The following is a 21,347-nucleotide window of genomic DNA, read 5'->3' on the forward strand; positions in this document are numbered from 1 at the left end:
CGAGGTTCCCATGGCATTCACCCACGCCGACCAGCCACCCATCGACCCGCCCGCCGCGCTCATCGACGACCGGCCGAAGGTGGGCGCCGGCTACATCTGGCTGATGGTCATCGCCGTGTTCGGCTCCTTCATGGCGCTGGTCACGCCCATCTCGATCTCCCTGTCGATCAGGGTCGCCCAGCTCGCCCCCGGCAACGAGGAGTATCTCGGTTACGTCACCGGAGCCGGCGCCATCGCTGCCCTGCTGACGACGCCGGTGTTCGGGATGCTCAGCGACCGCGCGCGAACCCGGCTCGGCCGCCGCCGCCCGTACCTGATCGGCCTGACCGCTCTCGGCGTCATCGCCCTCGTGGTGCTGGCCCAGGCCCCCAGCATCCTGGTGCTCACCATCGGCTGGATGCTGGCGCAGATCGGCTGGGGCTCGGTCATGACCCTGCTGACCGCCTCGCAGGCCGACCGCCTGCCGGAGTCCCAGCGCGGCAAGGTCGCCGGCCTGTCCGGCGTCGTCCAGCAGCTCGCGCCCGTCAGCGGGACGGTCATGGCGGGCGCGGTGACGGGGAACAACCTCCTGCTGTTCCTGGTGCCCGGTGCGATCGGCGCGGTGGCCCTGATGCTGTTCATCGCGTTCGTCCGCGAGAGCGACAGCCGTCACCTGCCCAAGCCGGAAGAGCCTTTCTCCGCCCGGCTGCTGATCCAGCCCTACCTCTTCAGCCCGCGCCGCAACCCCGACTTCGCCTGGAACTGGCTCGGCAAGCTCCTGTTCATGGCCGGCGTCACCTTCTACTCGACCTTCACCGCGTTCTTCCTGGCCGAGCGGATGAACGTGAGCGTGGCGGAGGTGGCGGGCATCATGGCCACCTTCGGGCTCGGCGGCATCGTCGCCGCCATGCTCGGTGCGATGGGTGGCGGATTCCTGTCCGACAAGCTGCGCCGCCGCCGGATCTTCGTGCTGCTCGGCGGTGCCGTCGTCGCGATCGGCGCGGTCGTCATGGCCATCTCGCCGACCGTGCCGCTGATCATGTTCGGATCGATGCTGGGCAGTCTCGGCATCGGCCTGTTCTCGGCCGTGGACCAGGCGCTGATGCTGGACGTGCTGCCCGACCGGGACACCGACGCGGGCCGCTACATCGGCATCTACGGCTTCGCCAACTCGATCGCGCAAGGCGTCGCGCCCCTCGTCGCGCCGCTGTTCCTGGCGATCGGCGTCACCGGGGCAGACAAGAACTACACCCTGCTCTTCTACGTCGCGGGAGCCTTCACCTTGGCCAGTGGCCTGGTGGTGCTGACGCGCGTCAAATCCGTCCGCTGAACCGAGAGAAAGAAGTCCATGTCCGAGTGGCTCGTCACCTCGCAGGCCCCCGACGGCACCGTCTACCGTGATCTCAACGGCAACGGTGTCATGGACCCCTACGAGGACCCCCGCCTGCCCGTCGCCGAACGGGTCCGCGACCTCATCTCGCGAATGACCGTCGAGGAGAAGGTGGGGCAGTTCTTCCACCCGATGATCGAGGCCGGGCAGGACGGCTCGCCTGTCGAGACCGGCGCCATGCTGATGCCGAACTCCACCTCGCACACCATCCAGCGGCAGTACATCACCCACTTCAACGTGATCATGCTGCCGGGCGAGGCGGAGGTCGCGGCGCTGTGGCACAACCGGGTGCAGAAGCTCGCCGAGCAGACCCGGCTGGGCATTCCGGTCACCATCTCAAGCGACCCGTGTCACTCGGGCGGCGACAATCTCGCCACCTCGATGCTGTCCGGCGCATTCTCCCGCTGGCCGGAGGCCATGGGCCTGGCCGCGCTGCGCGACGTCGAGGCGGTGCGCGAGTTCGCCCGCATCGCCCGTCAGGAGTACCGGGCGATCGGCATCCGGTCGGCCCTGCACCCGCAGATCGACCTGGCCACCGAGCCGCGCTGGGCCCGCCAGTCCGGCACGTTCGGGCCCAGCGCCGAGCTGGCCGCCGCCTACGTGCGCGCCTACCTGGAGGGCTTCCAGGGCGAAACCCTCGACGCCACGAGTGTGGCGTGCATGACCAAGCACTTCCCCGGCGGCGGCCCGCAGAAGGACGGTGAGGACCCGCACTTCCCGTACGGGCGCGAGCAGGTCTACCCGGGCGGCCTGTTCGACCACCACCTGCAACCGTTCCTGGAGGCGATCGACGCCGGCACGTCGGCCATCATGCCGTACTACGGCATGCCCGTCGGGGCCGTGCACAAGGGGCGGGCGATCGAGGAGGTCGGGTTCGGCTTCAACAAGGACGTCATCACCGGCATCCTGCGCGAGGAACTCGGCTACGACGGCGTGGTCTGCACCGACTGGCAGCTCGTCACCGACAGCCCCTACAGCCCGGCGCGGGCCTGGGGCGTGGAACACCTCAGCCGCGCCGAGCGCGTCGCCAGGATCCTGGACGCCGGCTGCGACCAGCTCGGCGGCGAGGAGTGCACCGACGTGCTGCTCGCCCTCGTCGAGGACGGCACCGTCCCCGAGTCCCGGCTGGACGAGTCGCTCGCCCGGCTGCTCGCGGTCAAGTTCGAGCTGGGCCTGTTCGACAACCCCTACGCCGAGGAGCCGGAGCGCGCCGGCACCGCGGAGGCCGTCACGGCCGGGTTCGACGCCCAGGTCGGATCGCTGGTGCTGCTCAAGAACGACGGCCTGCTGCCTCTGCCGTCAGGGACCCGGGTGTACGTCGAAGGTGGCGCCTTCCCCGACGGAGTCGAGCGCCCCGAGGACGCCGACGTCATCGTCGTCCGGCTCGACGCGCCCTTCGAGCAGCGCGACACCATGTTCCTGGAGCCGTACTTCCACGCCGGCAGCCTGGACTTCGCCGAGGAGACGGTGGCGCGGGTGCGGGAGCTGGCCGCCATCGCGCCGGTGGTCGTGGACGTCAAGCTCGAACGCCCGGCCGTCCTGACGCCGCTCGCCGACCTGGCCACCGCGATCGTCGGCAGCTTCGGCTCAGGGAACGCGGCGGTGGCGCACGCCCTGGTGACCCCGGGTGCGATGCGCGGCCGGCTGCCGTTCCAGCTGCCCCGCAGCATGGCCGCCGTCGAGCGCAACCAGGCCGACGTGCCCAACGATCTCGACGACGTGCTGTTCCCCGAAGGTTTCGGACTGGAGTACAAGTGATCCGCACCTCCTTCAACGAAGGCTGGCAGGTACGGCCCAAGGTCAACCCCTTCGCCGAACTGGCCGGGGTGGTGGTCCCGTACCAGGACGTGACGCTGCCGCACGACGCCATGATCACGCAGACCCGCGTGCCCTCCGAGGATGGCGCCGCCGGTGCGTACTTCCCTGGAGGCGTGTACGAGTACCGCAAGACGTTCTTCGTCCCGGAGGAGCACCGGGGCAAGCGCATCGCGATCGAGTTCGAGGGCGTCTACCGCGACGCGACCGTCCACATCAACGGCGACTACGCGGGTCAGCGGCCCTACGGCTACTCGCAGTTCCACATCGACGCCGACCGGTTCCTGCGCTTCGGGCAGGACAACGAGATCCGGGTCGAGGCCCGCGCCCACCAGGACTCGCGCTGGTACACCGGTGCGGGCATCTACCGCGACACGTGGTTGCTGGTCGGCGAGGTCGTCCGCATCCCGTCGGACGGCGTCCGAATCACCACCCCGGACATCGACGCCGAACGTGCCGTGGTCGAGGTCGCCACGACCGTGGTCAACGACTCCATCGCCATCCACACGGCCGACCTCGTCACCGAGCTCCGCGACGCCGCCGGCGCCGTCGTGGCGAGCGGCACCTCGAAGGTCACCGTGCTGCCCGGCCAGCCCGCGACCGTCCGGCAGCGGCTCTACGTGCGCGACCCCTTGTTGTGGAGCGTCGAGGCGCCCGCCCTCTACACCTGTGAGGTGCGGCTGGCCGACCTCGACAGCGAGCGGGTCACGTTCGGCATCCGGTCCCTGCGCCTCGATCCTCAGCACGGCTTGCGGATCAACGGTGAGAGCGTCAAGCTGCGCGGCGCGTGCGTGCACCACGACAACGGCGTGCTCGGCGCGGCCACGTTCGCCCGCGCCGAGGAACGCCGCGTGCGGATCCTCAAGGAGGCGGGCTTCAACGCCATCCGTATCTCCCACCAGCCGATGAGCAAGGCGATGCTGGACGCCTGCGACCGGCTCGGCATGCTGGTGGTGGACGAGACGTTCGACGTGTGGACCTCGGCCAAGAGCCCGTACGACTACAGCCTGAACTTCCCCGAATGGTGGGAACGTGACATCGAGGCCATGGTCGCCAAGGACTACAACCATCCCAGCGTCATCATGTACTCGATCGGCAACGAGATCCCCGAGACCGGCACGCCCTCAGGCGCCGCCTGGGGCCGCAGGCTGGCCGAGAAGGTGCGCGCGCTGGACGGCACCCGATACGTCACCAACGCGATCAACAACATGCTGGCCGTCATGTCGGAGCTGGGCGCCTTCATGCAGCAGGCGGCCGAGGACGAGGGCGCGGGCATCAACACCCTGATGGCCGACGCCGGCGACGCGATGAACGCCGTCGCCGTCTCGGACCTGGTGACCGAGCGCACCGCCGAGTCCTACGCCGTGCTCGACGTCGCGGGCATGAACTACTCCGACAGCCGCTACGCCCTGGACCGCGAGAAGTTCCCGGACCGCATCATCCTCGGCACCGAGACCTTCCCCACCCGCATCGACCGCAACTGGGCGCTGGTCCAGCAGTACAGCACCGTGATCGGCGACTTCACCTGGACCGGCTGGGACTACCTGGGCGAAGTCGGCATCGGCCGGCCCCAGTACGTGAGCCCGGACGGTGAACGCCCGCCGCACAACGCCCCGTACCCGCACCAGACGGCCGACTGCGGCGACATCGACATCACCGGCCACCGCCGCCCCGCCTCCTACTACCGCGAGATCGTCTTCGGCCTGCGCACCGAGCCCTACCTGGCCGTCCGGCGGCCCGAACACCACGGCAAGACCTTCGCCGGCAGCCCTTGGGCGTGGAGCGACACCCTCGCGAGCTGGACCTGGCCAGGACACGAAGGCGCGCCGATCACCGTCGAGGTCTACGCCGCCGCCGACGAGATCGAGCTCCTGCTCAACGGCCGCTCGCTGGGACGGCAGCCGGTGGAACGATTCCGCACCGCGTTCGAGACGACCTACGAGCCCGGCGAGCTGGTCGCCATCGCCTACCGCGACGGCGCCGAGACCGGCCGCGACCTGCTCCGCTCCGCGACCGGCCCCGTGCGGCTGCGAGCCGAGGCCGACCGGCTCACCATCTCCGCCGACGGAGGCGATCTCGCCTACGTCACCCTCACCCTCACCGACGCCGACGGAATCCCGTACACCTCGGCCGACCGTCCGGTGCGGCTGGAGGTGTCGGGCACGGGCGTGCCGGCCGGGTTCGGCAGCGCCTGCCCGTCCACCGAGGAACGCTTCGACGCGGCCGAACGCCGCACCCACGACGGCCGTGCCCTGGCCGTCCTGCGCCCCACCGGTCCCGGGAAGATCCACGTGATCGCCACCGCCCCTGACTGTGAACCCGCCGAAATCGTCATCAGCGTGGAGTCCGCATGATCGACAGACAAGCTCTCGTCCGCCGTCACACCGTTGAGATCACGCAGCCCGATCCCGCGGCCGCGCTGACCGTCGGCAACGGCGACTTCGCCTACACCGCAGACATCACCGGCATGCAGACCTTCCCCGCCTTCCACGACCAGGCCGCCGCCTTCCCCGAAGGGCGGCTCGCGCTGAACACGGCGACCATGTCCGGCTGGGGCTGGCACGCGATGCCGAACCCGCACGGTTACGTGCTGGCCGACGCGATGACCACCTACGACAGCCCGCGCGGCCCGGTGCAGTATCCCGACAAGTTCGACATGAACTCGATGATGGGCGGGGAGATCCCGGAGGAGTTCCGCGCGGGCGCCTGGCTGCACGCCAACCCGCAACGGCTGGACCTCGGGCGCATCGGGCTCGTGCTGAGGCCGGAGGCCGGGGCCGCGCCGGAGCAGGACCCTGCCGTCCTGGAAGATCCGGTCCAGCGCCTCGACCTGTGGGCCGGCACCATCACCAGCGTCTTCACCTACGCCGGGCATCAGGTCCGGGTGACCACGGTCGCCGACCCGCACCGCGCCCGCGTGGCCTTCCGCATCGAGTCGGACCTGCTCGCCACCGGCCAGGCCGCCGTGGCCGTGCGCTTCCCGTACGCCAGCGACGGCTTCTTCGCCACCTCCGACTGGACCGCGCCGGACAAGCACACCACCGTGCTGCAGTCCCTCGGCGAGCACGCCTGCCGCTTCGAGCGCACGCTCGACGACACCACGTACGTGGTGCGCCTGGACTGGTCGGACGGCGAGATCGCAGCCGCCGCCGAGCCGCACACCTTCGAGCTGAAGACGTCCGCCACCAGCCTGGAGCTCGTGGCCACCTTCGCCCCGCAGGACGCGGGAGCACTGGGCCGCGGCGAGTTCCTGACGATCGAGGGCGCCGCGAACGCCTGGTGGCGCGCGTTCTGGACCACGGGCGCCGCCATCGACTTCACCGGCAGCACCGACCCGCGCGCCGCCGAGCTGGAGCGCCGGGTGGTCCTGTCGCAGTACCTCAACGCGGTCAACTGTTCGGGCAGCACCCCGCCGCAGGAGACCGGCCTGACCACGAACTCCTGGTACGGCAAGTTCCACCTGGAGATGCACTGGTGGCACGCCGCCCAGTTCGCCACATGGGGTCGGCCCGACCTGCTGGAACGCAGCCTCGACTGGTATCTGACCATTCTCGATGTGGCCAAGGAGACGGCCCGCCGCCAGCACTACGCGGGCGCCCGCTGGCCCAAGCACGTCGCCCCCGACGGCCGCGAGAGCCCGTCCCACATCGGCGCCCTGCTCGTCTGGCAGCAGCCGCACCCGCTCTACCTCCTCGAACTGCTTCACCGCAGCCGCACCGAACCGGAACGGGAGCGTCTCGTGGCCCGCTTCGCCGAGCTGGTGGAGGAGACCGCGCTGTTCATGGCCTCCTTCGTCGAGGAACGCGACGGCGTCTACCATCTGCCCGCGCCCGTCATGCCGGCGCAGGAGTTCTACGACGCCAGGGCCACCGAGGATCCGACGTTCGAGCTGGCCTACTGGTGGTGGGGCCTGGAGATCGCACAGCGCTGGCGGGAACGTTCCGGCCTCAAGCGGCACGAGGACTGGCAGCGCATCCAGGACAACCTCGCCCGGCCTCACCAGCGCGACGGCGTCTACACCGCCATCGCCACCGAGCCGTACCTGCGCCGCGACGACCATCCCTCGATGTTGTGCGCCCTGGGCGTCGTGCCGGAGAACCCGCTCATCGATCCCGCCGTCATGGAGGCCACCCTCCTGGACGTCCTGGCCGACTGGCAGTGGGAGACCGCCTGGGGCTGGGACTTCCCCACCTTGGCGATGACCGCCACCCGCCTCGGCCGCCCCGACCTGGCCGTGGACGGGCTCCTCATGGAGACGGGCAAGAACACCTTCCTCCCCACCGGTCAGGTCCCGCAGTTCGGCAGCCTGCTGCCGATCTACCTGTCGACCAACGGCGGCGTGCTGGCCGCCGTCTCGCTCATGGCGGCCGGCTGGGACGGCTCGGACACCGACTGCCCGGGGTTCCCGAAGGACGGCAGCTGGGTGGTCCAGCACGAGGGCTTCACCCCCTGGCCGTGATCGTGTAGCAAATGCCGTGGCGCCGGCGAAGCACTCCGCTTCGCCGGCGCCACATGTTCTCCAGGCAAAGGCCCAGGCCTTTTGCCGGTCTCGTCAGCCGGTCCAGGCCGGGCCGCCCGGATAGGCGTACGTGGTGAGCGTGTCCTGGCGCACGGTGGAACTGAACCCCGGCTCTGTGGGGGCGCGGTAGCGGCCGTGGTCCATGACGACCGGGTCGAGGAAGTGCTCGTGGAGGTGGTCGACGTACTCGATGACACGGCCGTCCAGGCTGCCGCTGACCGCGACGTAGTCGAACATCGCCAGGTGCTGCACCAGCTCGCAGAGCCCGACGCCGCCGGCGTGCGGGCACACCGGCACCCCGAACTTGGCCGCGAGCAGGAGGTTGGCGATGTTCTCGTTCACGCCGGCCACCCGGGTGGCGTCGATCTGCAGCACCTCGATCGCGCGGGCCTGCAGCAGCTGCTTGACGACCACGCGGTTCTGCACGTGCTCACCGGTGGCGATCTTGATGGGGGCCACCGCGCGGGCGATCTCGGCGTGGGCCAGGATGTCGTCGGGGCTGGTGGGCTCCTCCACCCAGCACGGGTCGTACGGTGCCAGCGCCCGGATCCACTCGACCGCGACATCCGTGTCCCACCGCTGGTTGGCGTCGACGCCGATGAGCACGTCAGGGCCGCAGATCTCGCGGGCGATGCGCATACGGCGGATGTCGTCGTCGAGGTCGGCGCCGACCTTGAGCTTGATCTGGTCGAACCCGGCTGCGAGCGCTTCCTTGCAGAGGCGGGCGAGCTTGTCGTCGTCGTAGCCGAGCCAGCCGGGGGTGGTGGTGTAGGCGGGGTAGCCGTTGGCGCGTAGGTGCTCCTCGCGCTCGGCGCGCCCGGCGGCCGCCCCGCGCAGGATCGACAGCGCCTCGTCGCGGGTGAGCGCGTCGGTGAGGTAGCGGAAGTCGACCAGGTCGACGATCTGCTCCGGCGTCAGGTCCGCGAGCAGCTTCCACAGCGGCTTGCCCTCGCGCTTGGCCTTCAGGTCCCATACGGCGTTGACCAGCGCGCCGATGGCCATGTGCACGACGCCCTTCTCCGGCCCCAGCCAGCGAAGCTGCGAGTCGTGCACCAGGTGCCGCCAGAACGCTCCCATGTCGGCGAGGGTGTCGTCCAGGGGAAGCCCTTCGACCAGGGGCGCCAGGGTGGCGATGGCCGCGGTCTGCAGGTCGTTGCCCCGTCCGATGGTGAAGGCGAACCCGTGGCCCTCGTGGCCGTCGCCGGCGTCGGTGCGCACGATGACATAGGCGGCGGAGTAGTCGGGGTCGGGGTTCATCGCGTCGGAGCCGTCCAGCATGCGCGAGGTGGGAAAGCGCACGTCATGGGCTTCGACGGAGACGATGGACGGGCTCATTCGGGTCCTTTCACAGGGTGATGCGGTACAGGCTGGCGGCGTTGGTGCGCAGCATGCGGGTGCGTTCGTCCGCGCTGTAGCCGGAGGTGAGGGCGTCGTAGGTGCGCCACAGGTCGCCGTAGCCGACGGCCGGCCTGTCGACGGGGAAGTTGCTGCCGAACAGGCACCGGTCCGGGCCGAACGCCTCGATCGCGTCATGCACCACGGGCGCGAGCTCATCGAGCGACCACGCGGGCGACACCGACCGCAGCGCGGAGATCTTCAGCAGGGCGTGCGGGACCTGGGTCGCGAAGCGGCGCAGCTCGTCACGCCATTCGGCGCGCTGCCCGGGGAGCCCGGCGTGTTCGAGCACCACCGGCAGGTCCGGCAGGTCGCGGAAGATACCGGCGGCCTGGGCGAGCTGGTGCGGCCACACCTGGAGGTCGAAGGACAGGCCCCGGGCGGCCAGCCGTCGCAGCCCGGCCGCCCATCGTGGGTCGTCGAGCAGGTTCTCCCGCGGCACGTCGGCCTTGGCCGAGTGCGGGTCGTACCAGGCGAGCTGGCGGATCCCGCGGAAGAGCGCGTGCCGCTGATGGCGGTCCAGCACCTCGTCGAGGTCGGGTGCGCGCAGGTCGGCGTAGCCGACGCAGACCGTCGGCACGGACTCGCCCAGGGAGGCGAGCCAGGCCGTCTCCTCAGCCGGGTCAAGGGCGTGGCCGATCTCCGCCTGGACGTGCACGGTGGCCGCGATCTCGACCTCCTCGGCGTCGGCTCGCCAGTCGGACACGAGGTAGTCGTGCCGCAGCTCCGCGCTGCCGTCGTCGGCGAGCCAGGGGTAGGAGAAGCGGCCGAGCTGCCACAGGTGCAGGTGCGCGTCGACGACGCCGCCGGGAATCATGAGCTGAACCCGTAGCTGGTCTTGCCGTCCGGGCTCATCGACACCAGCCCGCCGTCCACGAGGATGTCGGTGCCGGTGACGAACGACGCCGCGGGCGAGGCCAGGAACGCGATCACGCCGGCCACCTCGTACGGCTCGCCGCAGCGGCCGAGCGGGCAGGCGGCCCCCCAGAGCGGGTCCCACTTGTCCCGGTCGCCGTCGGCGGCGCGGTCGAGCACCTCGGTCCACACGTAGCCGGGGCTGACGCTGTTGACCCGGATGCCGCGCGGCGCGAGATCGAGCGCCTGGCAGCGGGTGAGCTCCAGCAGGCCGCCCTTGCTGGCGTTGTAGGTCCAGCGGCCGGCCTGGGAGATGTGGCCGGAGATGCTCGCGACGTTCACGACGGCGCCGGCCGACGAGCGCGAAAGCGCCTCGGCGGCGGCCGCGACGAGCTGGGCGGGCGCGAGCAGGTTGACGTCCAGGGTCCGCCGCCACTGGTGCTCGGTGGCGTCCACGCCGCCCAGCAGGAACACGGCCGCGTTGTTGACCAGCACGTCCAGCGCTCCGTCCGGGCCGGAGGCGGCCTCGATCAGCTCCGGCTGGCGTGCGGCCTCGGTGATGTCGGCGGTGACGGGCCGAAAGGCGTCGGCACGCTCACCCAGGCTCTGCCGGACCGCTTCCAAGCCGTCGCCGTTGACGTCCATGCCGGTGACGTGCGCGCCCTCGGCGACGAACTGGCGCGCGGTGGCCGCGCCGATCCCGCTGCCCGCTCCGGTGACCAGGACGTGGCGGCCGGCGAAACGATCCGCGATCGCGGTCGGCCGGATGGTGTTCATGATGGACTCCCCAAAACTTCGGTGGTCGCTCTCGGGACGAGGACAGGTGTCAGCCGGACGTGCCGGGGCGAGCCGCTCGGCTGCCGGAGCAGCCGGGCCGCTTCGCGTCCCTTGTCCTGCAATGACTGGTTCACCGTGGTCAGGCCCAGGTACTCGGCGGCGCGGATGTCGTCGTGGCCGGTGACGAGGACATCGCCGGGGCAGCGGACGCCGGCCGCCCGCAGCTCGGCGAGCAGGCCGAAGGCGAGTTCGTCGTTGGCGCACACGATCGCGTCCGGCAGGTCACCGCGGGCGAGCAGGTCCCGCGCGCAGGCACGCCCGCTGGCCCCGTCGGGGAAGGGCACCTCCAGCGTGGGCCGGTCGCGCAGGCCGTGCAGGGCGCAGGCGTCCTCGAACGCCCGCGCCCGTTCGACGAGGCTGGACATGCCGCCGTGCCGCCCGACGAACACGGCGGTGTGCGCGCCTGCCGCCCGCAGGTGGGTCACCACCTGCGTCATTCCCGACACCGGGTCGACGCCGATGAAGTCCACGTCGTCGAGGGCGCGCCTGTCGAGCTGGATGAGCGGCACCTTGCCGGCCGCGGCCCGCAGGGCGGGCGCGCTGTCACGCACGTGCACCGGGCAGACCAGCAGCGCGTCCACCCGCCGGCGCAGCAGCGTCTCCAGCCGTCGCGCCTCCACCTCGACGTCGTTGTCCGCGTCGCAGAGCAGGACGTCCACCGCGGCCCGCGCCAGCTCGTGCTCGGCCGCCCTGATCACCGCGGGGAAGATCGGGTTCTCGATGTCCGGCACCAGGATCCCGATCGACTGCGACGACCGGTTGCGCAGGGCGGCGGCCAAGCCGTCCGGCTGGTAGCCCAGCTTCCGGCAAGCCCGCTCGACCGCCTCCCGCTTCTCGGGCGCCACCTTGGCGTGACCGGTCAGGACGCGGCTCACGGTCGCGGCGGACACACCCGCTTCGAGGGCCACGTCCTTCATGGTCACTTGCAACGGCTCGTCCTTGAATTCGATTTCATACCTTGGCAGGGACGAGCGTACAGCTGAGAGCATCAGTGGGGAAGCTCTGATATGAAACCGATTTCACGCGAGTGCAGTGCCTCGCACGTCTGGTTCTGCCAGAGACGGCGTGAGGTCTCCTGTGGGTAGGCGGAAGGGCCGGGGAGGACCCCTACTCCGCCTCCGCCGTCGCCGTCGCGCAGGTGCGCGGCTTTCAGAGCGACCTCGGCGCCGGCCGCATCGTCGCCGGGCCCGAGCACCTGGCGGGGTATGGAGCGGCCCGTGGCGGACGCGACTACGACGACGCCGAGGTCTCCGACTCCGAGCTGTGGAACGTCCACCTGCCGCCGTTCAAGGCTGCGGTGGACGCTGGCGCGCTCAACGTCATGAGCGCGTACATGGATCTCAACGGGATCCCGGCCTCCGGGAACCGGTGGCTGCTGACCGACATGCTGCGCGACGCCCTGGGCTTCGACGGGTTCGTGGTCTCCGACGCCAACGCCGTATTCAAGGCAGCGGCGGTCGCGGCCAAGCGGGGTGCCCCTGGGCGGACGGATCGAGCGGGCTGCGGTGGAGGCGGCGTAGAACCAGGGCCAGCAACAGACGGAAGCGGCCCGAAGGATCGCCGAGGGACCAGCCGAGCAGCCGTTCGGCGTAGGTGACACGTTCTTGCAAGGTCGAGTGGTGCACCCGCAGGATGAGGGCCGCCGCTCGCAGGCTGGGAGCGGCGGCGACCGCGTCGAGGGTCACGAGCATCCAGGGTGCGGCCTGACTGGTGCGTTCCAGGGTGAGGACGTCGGCGACTTTCGGGGTGTCCGGGCCGACGGTCGAGGCGAGCACCGCCAGCCCGCCTGCCTCTTCGGCGTGAACGACCCGGGGACCGGGGTCGGCCGGCGTGCCTTCGGCGGTCAGGCGCAGGGCGATACACGCCTGGGCCCAGGAGAACGGCAGATCAGCGATGGCGACGGCCGGGCCCACTCCGGCACGCACGCCAGCCGGCAACACAACTTCGCGGCCGGACGGCCCGGACGTGGGCTCGCGATGGATGCGCGCGCCACCTGGGCGCAGGGCGACCGCTCTAGCCTGCACCGCGTCGGCGAGGCCGAGCCGGCGCGCCGCCGTTGTCCGGGCTTCGGAAGCGGCCGCCGCGTCAAGGAGAACTTCCACCAGGGCCCGATCCTGCAGTCGGTCCGCTTGCCGGCCGCGCGTGCGGTCCAGTACGGCGGCGACCGCGGCGGCGGCCCGCTCCAGGACCACCGCGTCGATGGGGCGCGGCGGGCCGGAGTACTCCAGCCACAGGATCGCGTCCCCAGTGCCCACGGGTGTGCTGGGCCAGGCGGGATCGGGGCTGTCGGCGGGTTTGCCGCTGCGTCCGTCCGCGTCGATTCTGATGCGCACCTGGCGGGCGTCGTCGACGAGCGCGGCGGGACCGGCGGTCAGCACCGCCGCGCCCCTGACGATCGCCTGGATTCCGGCCCTGTGGCGGAGCAGATCGTCGAAGTACATGATGACCCGCAGTGCCGCCCCGGCCTGCGGATCAAGCGCGTCGAGACGGACCGTCAGGTCGTGCATCGCTCCAACTCCTTCCTACGGGCTGCGGGTGAACTCCGCGGCGTTCACCCGCCGGTCAAGCCGGCAGCACCCTGCGCAGCCACAGAGCCCGCGCCGCGCGAGCATCCTGAGAGATCGCCGCATGTGGCGCCATGCCGTCGAACCCGTGAAAGGCGCCGGGCCACACGTGCAGTTCAGCGCTTCCCCCGGCCTGCCAGATGCGACTGGCGTAGGTGACGGCCTCGTCGCGGAAGGTCTCGGCCGTTCCCACATCGATGAAGGCGGGCGGCAGCGCCGACAGATCCATGGCTCGCGCGGGTGCCGCGTAGGGGGAGACGTCAGCGGTGCCCCGCGCCGCTCCCAGCAGGGCCGTCCATCCGGTCTCGTTGGAGACCCGGTCCCAGACGCCCAGCCCGGCCATCTGCCGGGCGGAGGGGGTGTCATTGCGGTCATCGATCATCGGACACATCAGCATCTGGGCGAACAGAGCGGGGCCACCGCGATCGCGGGCCAAAAGGGCCAGACCCGCGGCCAGGCCTCCCCCCGCGCTGGCGCCGGCGACCATGATGCGAGCGGGGTCGAGCCCCAGTTCCTCGGCGTGTTCCTCGATCCACATCAGTCCGGCGTAGCAGTCCTCGATCGGTCCGGGGTGCGGCGTCTCGGGCGCCAGTCGGTATTCCGGCGACACCACGGCCATCCCCAGGTCCTGGACCAGGTCGAGGAACCCTGCCAGCCCTGTCCGGCAGTCCCCGCTGACCATGCCGCCGCCATGCGTGTGGTACATCACCGGAGCCGGCCCTGTCACCGCGGTGGGCCGGCAGATCAGGAGGGGCACGTCCGGCGCACCCTCCGGACCCGGCACCGTCCGCTCCTCCACAGTGTAGGCGCCGTTCCTGGTGAGGGTTTCGTTCGAATCCGGCTCCATGCTGGGACTGGCCTGCCGCAGCGTCGTGAGGTCGGCCAGGTCGCGGAGGGCGTCGGGTGGCATCATCTCGTTGATGACCCGCAGAACCGGCGCCAGTTCCGGGTCGAAGGGCGGCGGAGCACCGACGGGCAGGTGGGAGGAGCCAGGGCCGAAGGAGGTCATCGTCAACTCCAGGTGGTGTGGTGGGCTCACCATCATCGGTCGCCGCCCGTTGTACGGGCCGCCGCCGTGCGGCGGATACTCCCCGCCATGTGGCGGGTAGGCGTCCACGCTGAGCGGGGACATGGCGCTGGGATCGGTCCGGGCCGCACAACAGTCCTCTTCGGATTCACGGAAACGTACTCACATGTACGTTTAGCTGCTCCAGCAGCGTACTGGCATGTACGGATCGTCAGGATGCGCACATGCGAGACGATCCCGGCGACCAGGCCGACGCGGCCAGACGCAGTGACGCGGCACGCAACCGTGCCCGGCTCATCGCCGCGGCCAGGGAAGTCTTCGCACACACGGGCACGACGTGGCGCTGGAGGAGATCGCTCGCGCGGCCAACGTGAGCCGCACCACGCTGTATCGTAACTTCGCCACCCGCGAGGACTTGGCCGCCATCATTTACGCCGAGGGACTGCGCCTCATCGAGCACCGCGCGGCCGAACTCGCCGGCACTCCATTCGGCGTGATCGAGCTGTTCGAGTTCCTGCTCGACCTGCAGGTGGCGAACCGATCGATCACGCCGGTGCTGTCCCATCCGGACACGTACCCGTCCGCCTACGGCGGCTTGCTCGCCGCCGTCCCCCTCATGGCGGCTGGTTGGATGGCTGTGACGTCGGCTGCCCGGGGTTCCTGAAGGACGAGAACTGGGTCGTCCGGCACGAAGGCTTCACGCGCTGACCCTGATCCGGCTGGTGATGAGGCCGCGCAGGCCTCCTGGGATCGCCTCAGGTCGCAAGAAGGGGAAGCGCGCTGAAGGTCTGGTCCTTCCAGAGACGGCGTGAGGTCTCCTGTGGGTAGGCGGTGACCGACGGGTGGACGTCGAAGACTCTGGTCAGGCGCTGCTCGCGATCGTAGGCGGGCCAGCCGGGATCGCCCGAGGCGGCGAACGACGTCCAGGCGGCGCGGATCTGGGACGTCAGCTCGCGGGCTTCGGCGACGCCTTCGGGACCGATCGCGGCCGGACCGAGGTGAGCGTCGTAGGTGCCGAACAGCAGCGGGCCGTCGAGGCCGTGACAAGCGCGCAGCGCGCCGCCGCTGCCCGGCGACTGCCAGGCCAGCTCGTACAGGTGGGCCCGCCCGCCGCCGCTGACCTGCGCCTCGGCCAGCTGCTGGGTCGGCATGCGGAACAGCCAGTCGCTCTGCACCAGCTCGTACAGCTCCTCGGCGGAGGCTTCGGGGAAGGCGGCGCGGTAGGCGCGCTCGCCGTCCCGGCCGGGACCGAAGATGCGCAGTGCCTGCGCCGCCTGCTGGTCGGTCACCTTGCCGAGCAGACCGGAGAAGAGCAGGAACAGGCGGTACTCGTCACGGTTGTGCCCGATGATCAGGTCCACATCCCGGCCCGCGCCGCCCGCCAGCGCCTGCCAGGGCGCCTCCGGCAGCACCTCACCGTCCACGACCGGGGAGAAGGCCGTGAGCGTGTGCGCGAACGCGCCCCACCGCTCCTCGTGCTCGCGCATCTTGCCTTCCACCGCGTGCCCGGCGGCGGGCAGCTCCCGGGGATCCACCCCGGACAGGTCCGCGGCCGTCGGACGCCGCCCCGCCTCCGCCGCGATGGCCGCCGCGACGTCGCGGGCCAGGGCGTCGGACAGGAACGTGCCCGGCAGGCTCTGCCCGACCGCGCGCCGGAACAGCCCTTTCGCGCTCGGCATGACCATCAGCGCGGCGATCGAGCCGGCGCCGGCCGAGTCGCCGAGGATCGTCACCCGATCGGGGTCGCCGCCGAACGACGTGATGTTCTCGCGCACCCATCGCAGGGCCGCGACCTGGTCGAGCAGGCCGCGGTTGGCGGGCGCACCGTCGAGGTGAGCGAAGCCCTCGACGCCGAGACGGTAGTTCAGCGACACGAAAACCACATCGCCGTCGCGTGCGAGGTGCTGCGCGTCGTAGCCCGGACTGCCGGAGAAGCCGTGCTTGTAGGCGCCGCCATGGATCCACACCATGACCGGGCGGAGAGCGGCCGGGTCGGGGTCGGGCGTCCAGACGTTGACCGTCAGCCAGTCGTCGCCCGTGCCGGCGAACAGGTCGCCGCCGCTGCGACCGGCCATGTTGGCGTCCTGCGGGGCCGGCGGGCCGAACGAGTACGCCTCCCGGACACCGTCCCAGCGAATTGCCGGACGGGACGCCTGGAAACGCGCCTCGCCCAGCGGAGGCTCGGCGTAGGGAATGCCACGGAAGACGGCCAGGCCCTCCTCCACGCGGCCACGTACGCGCCCGGCGGTGGTCATGACTTCGGGCATCGCAAGCTCCTATCTAAAGCGTTTGATTTAACAGTTGTCTATTTATTAACACATGTCTAGTGTTGGCCGGGTGCAGGACCGACAAGACCGCCGCGTACTCCGCAACCGGGCCGCCCTCATGGACGCCGCCGTCCGGCTGGTGACGAAGCACGGCACGACCGCGCTGCCCGTCGGTGACCTCGCCGACGCCGCGAACGTCAGCCGGCAACTGGTGTACCTGCAGTTCGGCGACCGCGACGCGCTCCTCGTGGCCGCCGCGGCGGATCTGGTGAATCGGGAGCTCATACCCGAGGTGAGCGACGACGCCGCACCGCACCGGACGCGACTGCTCGCCATGGCCCGGCACTTCGCGCGGCACCGCCCCTTCTACCGCGCGATGCTCACCGGCTCCTGCGCCTTTCCCACCGCCCGGGCCCTGAACAGGCTGTTCGCCGGACTCGTCACCGCGGACGGCCTGCGCCAGGTCTTCGGCGACCTCGACGACACCACGGCCGGGGACCTGGCCAAGCTGGTCACGGGCGGTACCGGCGCCATCGTCAACGACTGGCTGATCGACGCCCCGGATCCTCTCGACCCCGAGGAACTGGCGGACCGGTTGTCCAGCCTGAGCCACCTCGCCTTCGGAGGTCACCCGCGATGAACGTACGCAGCCACCTCGCCCAGCGCATGATGCGCCTGTCCCCGCCCACCACCAGGAAGCTCGCCGTAGACCACGACCTGCGAGTGCCCATGCGCGACGGCGCCGTGCTGCTGGCCGACCGCTGGCGCCCGGTGCGAGGCGGCGACGGACTGCCCACCGTGCTCATCCGCGCCCCGTACGGCAGGACCGGCACGGCCACCGAGATGATGGCCAGGCCGCTGGCCGAACGGGGCTTCCAGGTGCTGGTCCAGAGCACCCGCGGCACGTTCGGCTCCGACGGCCCCTTCGACCCACTGCGCCGTGAGCGGGAAGACGGCCTCGACACCCTCGACTGGCTGATCAAGCAGCCGTGGTGTGGCGAGTCCATCGTCCTGTACGGGGCCAGCTACCTCGGCTTCGTCCAGTGGGCGGTGGCCGACGCCGTCCCACCTCAGGTCAAGGCGATGATCGCGGGAGTGTCCGAGTCGGCGCTCACCCTCGACTTCCTGCGCGCGGACGCCTTCTCCCTGGAGACCCCGTTCGTCTGGGGTGTCCAGGTCGCCGGCCAGGAACGCCGCTTCGCCATGCCGCGCGCCCTGCTCAGCGGGAAGAAGGTCCAGCGTGCCTTGCGCACCCTGCCGCTCGACCAGGCCGGCACCGCCGCCCTCGGCCACCCCTACGACTACCTCCAGCACATCCTGACTCACGACGCCGACGACCCGTTCTGGCAGGGGCTGGACCACCGCGACCGCGTCACCGGCATCCGGGTGCCGGTGAGCTCCGTCGGCGGCTGGTATGACATCTTCCTGCCCGGCCAGCTCCGCGACTACAAGGCTCTGCAGGCTGCGGGCCACCCCCTCGCCCGCCTCACCGTCGGCCCTTGGGCGCACACCTCCATGGGAGTCGGCCAGACGACCGTCACTGAGGCCCTGGACTTCGGCCTGCCCCTGGCCAGGGGTGAGGAACCCGCCGGGCGCGCCCCGGTGCGCCTGTTCGTGATGGGGGAGGAGCGGTGGCGCGACTTCCCGTCCTGGCCGCCGCCCGGCTATGAGCCCCGCAGCTACCACCTCCAGCCCGGCGGCGGCCTCTCTACCGACGTGCCTCCCGGCTCGGAGCCCGACGGCTACCGCTACGAGCCGGCCGACCCCACGCCGGCGCTCGGCGGCGTCCGCATGGCCTTCGGGGAGAAGGCGGGTCCCGTCGACAACGCCACTCTCGAGGCGCGGCCCGACGTCCTCACCTACACCACCTCAGCACTGGACGAGGACGTCGAGGTCATCGGCGAAGTGAACGCCGAGATCTTCTTCCGCTCCAGCCTGCCGCACGCCGACGTCTTCGTCCGCCTGTGCGATGTCGACCCCGGCGGGCGCTCCGTCAACGTCTGTGACGGGCTCGTGAGCCTGGACGGCGCCGACACGACCACGGCGGCGCAGGTGCGGCTGTGGCCTACGGCGTACCGGTTCCGGCGCGGTCACCGTATCCGCGTCCAGGTCTCCAGCGGCGCCTTCCCGCGCTACAACCGCAACCCCGGCACCGGCGAACCCCGCGCCACCGCCACCACCCTGCGCGCTGCCGACCAGCAGGTCTTCCACGATCCCGGCCACCCCTCCGCCGTCATCCTCCCGATCGGGTAGCTGTCACCACTCGGCGAAGGAGCCGTCCGGGTGCCGCCACAGCGGGCTGCCGACGATGGCTCATGATCGGGCGTTTCGCGCTCTCGGCCAGGGCGCTCCGGTGCCCTCCATCGTCCGCGCGAACGGGTTGTCGCGGGTGATTTGCCCGCTGCGCACCCGCTCGCCGGTGAAGGCGGAAGTATACAGGGCGGCGATGAACTCCATCGTCCGCCGCACGTCAGCGGTGGTCGCCGGCGGCGCCTGGCCCTGGTCGAGGGCGTCGAGCACGGCGGCGAGCCAGCCGTCGTGGCTGCTCGGCACCGTGCTGCGGTCCCGCGCCCACATCTCCGCGACGGCGTCGTGACCTGGTGCCGGAGTGACGGTCCAGTCTTCGTCGGTGTAGCCGTACAGGTGCTCGACCTCGACCGTGGCACGCTCGTAGTCGAAGCGCAGCTCGGAGGTCTGCCGGGGTGAGACGACCGAGTTGACGACGGTGGCGACCGCGCCGTTCTCGAACGTCACCAGCGCCATCGACACGTCCTCGGTGTCCACGGCGTGCACCTGCCGAGCGGCCACGGCCGTGACCTCGCGCCACGGGCCGAGGACCGACAGCAGCAGGTCGAACTGATGGATGCCGTGCCCCATCGTCGGGCCGCCGCCCTCCGACTCCCAGGTGCCACGCCATGGGACCGCGTAGTACGCCTCGTCGCGGTACCACTGGGTGGCGCAGGTGGCGAGCAACGGGCGGCCGAGGTCACCCGCCTGGTGCAGGCGCCGCAACCGTTCGGCGCCGGCGCCGAAGCGGTGCTGCAGCACGGTCGCGACGCGAGCCCCGGTGCGCCGCTCGGCCTCGATCAGCGTGTCGATCTCGGCGAGCGACAGGGTGGGCGGCTTCTCCACCAGTGCGGTGACGCCCGCCTCCAGGCACGCGAGCGCCTGGGACGCGTGCAGCTTCGGCGGCGTGCACAGATGGATCAAGTCCACCTGGGTGTCACGCAGCAGCTCGGCCAGGCTGGAGAACGCCTGTGGGGCGTTCCACCTGCCCGCGAACTCCTTGGCGCGGCCGAGGTCCACGTCGGCCACGGCGGCGAGTTCGATCCTGCCGCCGGTGGCGGCGATCGCCTGGGCGTGCGCATGGGCGATCCCTCCGGTGCCGACGATCGCGGCCCGGTGGGTGGGCGATGGTGACAACCCTTCAACTCCTCGAATCAGTAAGGGGCGGAGTCGCGGACCACCAGCGAGGTGGACACGGTGATGGACAGAGGCGACCGGTTGACCTCGGGATCGCAGATGAGCCGGACCATCTCCTCACTGATCCGGTCGAACGGCTGGCGGACCGTCGTCAGCGGCGGGTCGACCCGCTCGGCCAGCCCTGTGTCGTCGAACCCTGCGACGGCGACGTCCGCGGGCACGTCACGTCCCGCGTGTCGCAGGGCGGTCAGCGCTCCGCTGGCCATGAGATCGCTGGCGGCGAAGACCGCGTCGATATCGGGGTCCGCCTCCAGGAGGGCGCGCATGGCCTCGCGGCCGCTCTCCACGCTCCAGTCTCCGGGGACGATGCGGGAGTCGACCCGGGGCAGGCCGTGTTTCTCCAGCGCGGCGAGGTAGCCGTTGAGCCGGTCGACCGCGCCACCGATGTCCGGCGGCCCGGCGATCATCGCGATCCGCCGCCGGCCGGTGGCCGCCAGGTGCTCGACCACGGAGCGGGCACCGGCGAAATCGTCGGCCGCGACACTGCTGATGACCCCTTCGTACCCGAGCACCCGCCCGCATGCGACGGTCGGGATCCCGGTCTGGATGAGCTGCGACAACAACGGATCACCGGGGCGCGAGGACACCAGCATGACCCCGTCGACGTGACCGCCCTGGACGTACTGCAGCAACTGCTCGCGCTCGACGTCGTTGCTGGCGAACATGAGGACGAGGGACAGCCGCCGGTCCGACAGGGCGCGGGCGACGCCGCGCAGGAGCACGGCGAAGTTGGGATCGTCGAACAGCAACTGGTGCGGTTCGGTGAGCAGGAAGACATACGACCCCGAGCGGCCGGTCGCCAAGGACCTGGCGAGGGTGTTGGCGGTGAAGCCGGTACGCGCTACGGCCTCCTCCACGGCGCGCCTGGCCTGCTCGCCGACGAACTTACCGCCGTTGAGCACGCGCGACACGGTCGCGTAGGACACGCCGGCCTCGCGTGCCACGTCGCGGATGGTGGGCCGCTTGCGTGGCGACGCGGGGGAGGGGGTCTCCGCCGGGGGGTCTTGCAAGGGAATGCCTCCTCGTGGCCTGTAACCGGTCACAGGAAACGCCTATATTGCCGTCCTGTCAACACTTGGAAAACTCGATTCCACTCGCTAGCATCGCTCAACACTCGGCTGTGACCGGTTACAGCAGTGGCCGCCGCCGTGCACAAACCGCGAAGAATCACCCGTCACTCTCACTTCCACGCGTCAGCGAGCCGCCTCCGCGGACA

At 70.8% G+C, this 21,347-nt stretch carries 16 protein-coding genes and 1 pseudogene; 8 read left to right on the plus strand and 9 right to left on the minus strand.

Features of this window, described 5'->3' with window-relative positions:
• Positions 1-10: 10 nt before the first annotated feature.
• Genes ABD292_RS32670 through ABD292_RS32685 form a run of 4 tightly spaced genes read left to right on the plus strand, consistent with a single transcriptional unit; the run spans position 11 to position 7,643 of the window.
• Positions 11-1,309 carry an MFS transporter gene (locus ABD292_RS32670; RefSeq protein WP_344214145.1) on the plus strand — a complete coding sequence of 433 codons (1,299 nt, stop codon included), beginning with the start codon at positions 11-13 and terminating at the stop codon, positions 1,307-1,309.
• An 18-nt stretch (positions 1,310-1,327) separates the two neighbouring features.
• Positions 1,328-3,127, plus strand: a complete 1,800-nt coding sequence (locus ABD292_RS32675) for a glycoside hydrolase family 3 protein (RefSeq protein ID WP_344214147.1) — start codon at positions 1,328-1,330, stop codon at positions 3,125-3,127.
• Entirely contained in the window at positions 3,124-5,538 is a 2,415-nt protein-coding gene (locus tag ABD292_RS32680; RefSeq protein WP_344214149.1) for a glycoside hydrolase family 2 TIM barrel-domain containing protein, read from the plus strand. Before ABD292_RS32675 ends, ABD292_RS32680 begins: the two co-directional genes overlap by 4 nt.
• The gene (locus ABD292_RS32685; protein WP_344214151.1) at positions 5,535-7,643 is read left to right on the plus strand and encodes a hypothetical protein; all 2,109 of its coding nucleotides are present in this window, start codon (positions 5,535-5,537) and stop codon (positions 7,641-7,643) included. Before ABD292_RS32680 ends, ABD292_RS32685 begins: the two co-directional genes overlap by 4 nt.
• A 93-nt stretch (positions 7,644-7,736) precedes the next feature.
• Here the strand turns inward: ABD292_RS32685 and ABD292_RS32690 are convergent, their stop codons facing one another.
• The 4 genes from ABD292_RS32690 to ABD292_RS32705 are packed head-to-tail and all read right to left on the minus strand — an operon-like array spanning position 7,737 to position 11,713.
• The gene (locus ABD292_RS32690) at positions 7,737-9,038 is read right to left on the minus strand and encodes an L-fuconate dehydratase (protein WP_344214153.1); all 1,302 of its coding nucleotides are present in this window, start codon (positions 9,036-9,038) and stop codon (positions 7,737-7,739) included.
• Positions 9,039-9,048: 10 nt separating this feature from the next.
• Positions 9,049-9,915 carry an amidohydrolase family protein gene (locus tag ABD292_RS32695; RefSeq protein ID WP_344214155.1) on the minus strand — a complete coding sequence of 289 codons (867 nt, stop codon included), beginning with the start codon at positions 9,913-9,915 and terminating at the stop codon, positions 9,049-9,051.
• Positions 9,912-10,730, minus strand: a complete 819-nt coding sequence (locus ABD292_RS32700) for an SDR family NAD(P)-dependent oxidoreductase (RefSeq protein WP_344214157.1) — start codon at positions 10,728-10,730, stop codon at positions 9,912-9,914. The genes ABD292_RS32695 and ABD292_RS32700 overlap by 4 nt, the downstream gene beginning before the upstream one ends.
• Entirely contained in the window at positions 10,727-11,713 is a 987-nt protein-coding gene (locus ABD292_RS32705; RefSeq protein WP_344215037.1) for a LacI family DNA-binding transcriptional regulator, read from the minus strand. The genes ABD292_RS32700 and ABD292_RS32705 overlap by 4 nt, the downstream gene beginning before the upstream one ends.
• Before the next feature lie 215 nt (positions 11,714-11,928).
• Between ABD292_RS32705 and ABD292_RS32710 the strand changes: the two are divergent.
• Positions 11,929-12,234: pseudogene (locus tag ABD292_RS32710) on the plus strand (glycoside hydrolase family 3 N-terminal domain-containing protein); the annotation flags it as partial.
• On the opposite strand, the gene ABD292_RS32715 reads toward ABD292_RS32710, so the two are convergent.
• Together ABD292_RS32715 and ABD292_RS32720 are read right to left on the minus strand one after the other, a co-directional pair.
• Positions 12,233-13,297: a helix-turn-helix domain-containing protein gene (locus tag ABD292_RS32715; RefSeq protein WP_344214159.1), complete on the minus strand. Its 1,065-nt coding sequence runs from the start codon at positions 13,295-13,297 to the stop codon at positions 12,233-12,235. The pseudogene ABD292_RS32710 and the gene ABD292_RS32715 overlap by 2 nt on opposite strands.
• Before the next feature lie 55 nt (positions 13,298-13,352).
• Entirely contained in the window at positions 13,353-14,363 is a 1,011-nt protein-coding gene (locus tag ABD292_RS32720; RefSeq protein ID WP_344214161.1) for an alpha/beta hydrolase, read from the minus strand.
• A gap of 355 nt (positions 14,364-14,718) precedes the next feature.
• Between ABD292_RS32720 and ABD292_RS32725 the strand changes: the two genes are divergently transcribed.
• On the plus strand, positions 14,719-15,045 hold the full coding sequence (locus ABD292_RS32725; RefSeq protein ID WP_344214163.1) for a TetR family transcriptional regulator: 327 nt from the start codon (positions 14,719-14,721) through the stop codon (positions 15,043-15,045).
• Between the two features lie 91 nt (positions 15,046-15,136).
• On the opposite strand, the gene ABD292_RS32730 is transcribed toward ABD292_RS32725, so the two are convergent.
• The gene (locus ABD292_RS32730; RefSeq protein ID WP_344214164.1) at positions 15,137-16,648 is read right to left on the minus strand and encodes a carboxylesterase/lipase family protein; all 1,512 of its coding nucleotides are present in this window, start codon (positions 16,646-16,648) and stop codon (positions 15,137-15,139) included.
• Positions 16,649-16,718: 70 nt separating this feature from the next.
• Here ABD292_RS32730 and ABD292_RS32735 point away from each other — a divergent pair, with 70 nt between their 5' ends.
• On the plus strand, positions 16,719-17,288 hold the full coding sequence (locus ABD292_RS32735; protein WP_344214166.1) for a TetR/AcrR family transcriptional regulator: 570 nt from the start codon (positions 16,719-16,721) through the stop codon (positions 17,286-17,288).
• Positions 17,285-18,901, plus strand: a complete 1,617-nt coding sequence (locus tag ABD292_RS32740; RefSeq protein ID WP_344214168.1) for a CocE/NonD family hydrolase — start codon at positions 17,285-17,287, stop codon at positions 18,899-18,901. Before ABD292_RS32735 ends, ABD292_RS32740 begins: the two co-directional genes overlap by 4 nt.
• A gap of 60 nt (positions 18,902-18,961) precedes the next feature.
• Here the strand turns inward: ABD292_RS32740 and ABD292_RS32745 are convergent, their stop codons facing one another.
• Together ABD292_RS32745 and ABD292_RS32750 are read right to left on the minus strand one after the other, a co-directional pair.
• Positions 18,962-20,071, minus strand: a complete 1,110-nt coding sequence (locus tag ABD292_RS32745; protein WP_344214170.1) for a Gfo/Idh/MocA family protein — start codon at positions 20,069-20,071, stop codon at positions 18,962-18,964.
• 17 nt (positions 20,072-20,088) lie between these two features.
• On the minus strand, positions 20,089-21,141 hold the full coding sequence (locus tag ABD292_RS32750; RefSeq protein ID WP_344214172.1) for a LacI family DNA-binding transcriptional regulator: 1,053 nt from the start codon (positions 21,139-21,141) through the stop codon (positions 20,089-20,091).
• Between the last annotated feature and the right edge of the window lie 206 nt (positions 21,142-21,347).

The organism is Nonomuraea bangladeshensis (genome assembly GCF_039529455.1).
Lineage (GTDB): Bacteria > Actinomycetota > Actinomycetes > Streptosporangiales > Streptosporangiaceae > Nonomuraea > Nonomuraea bangladeshensis.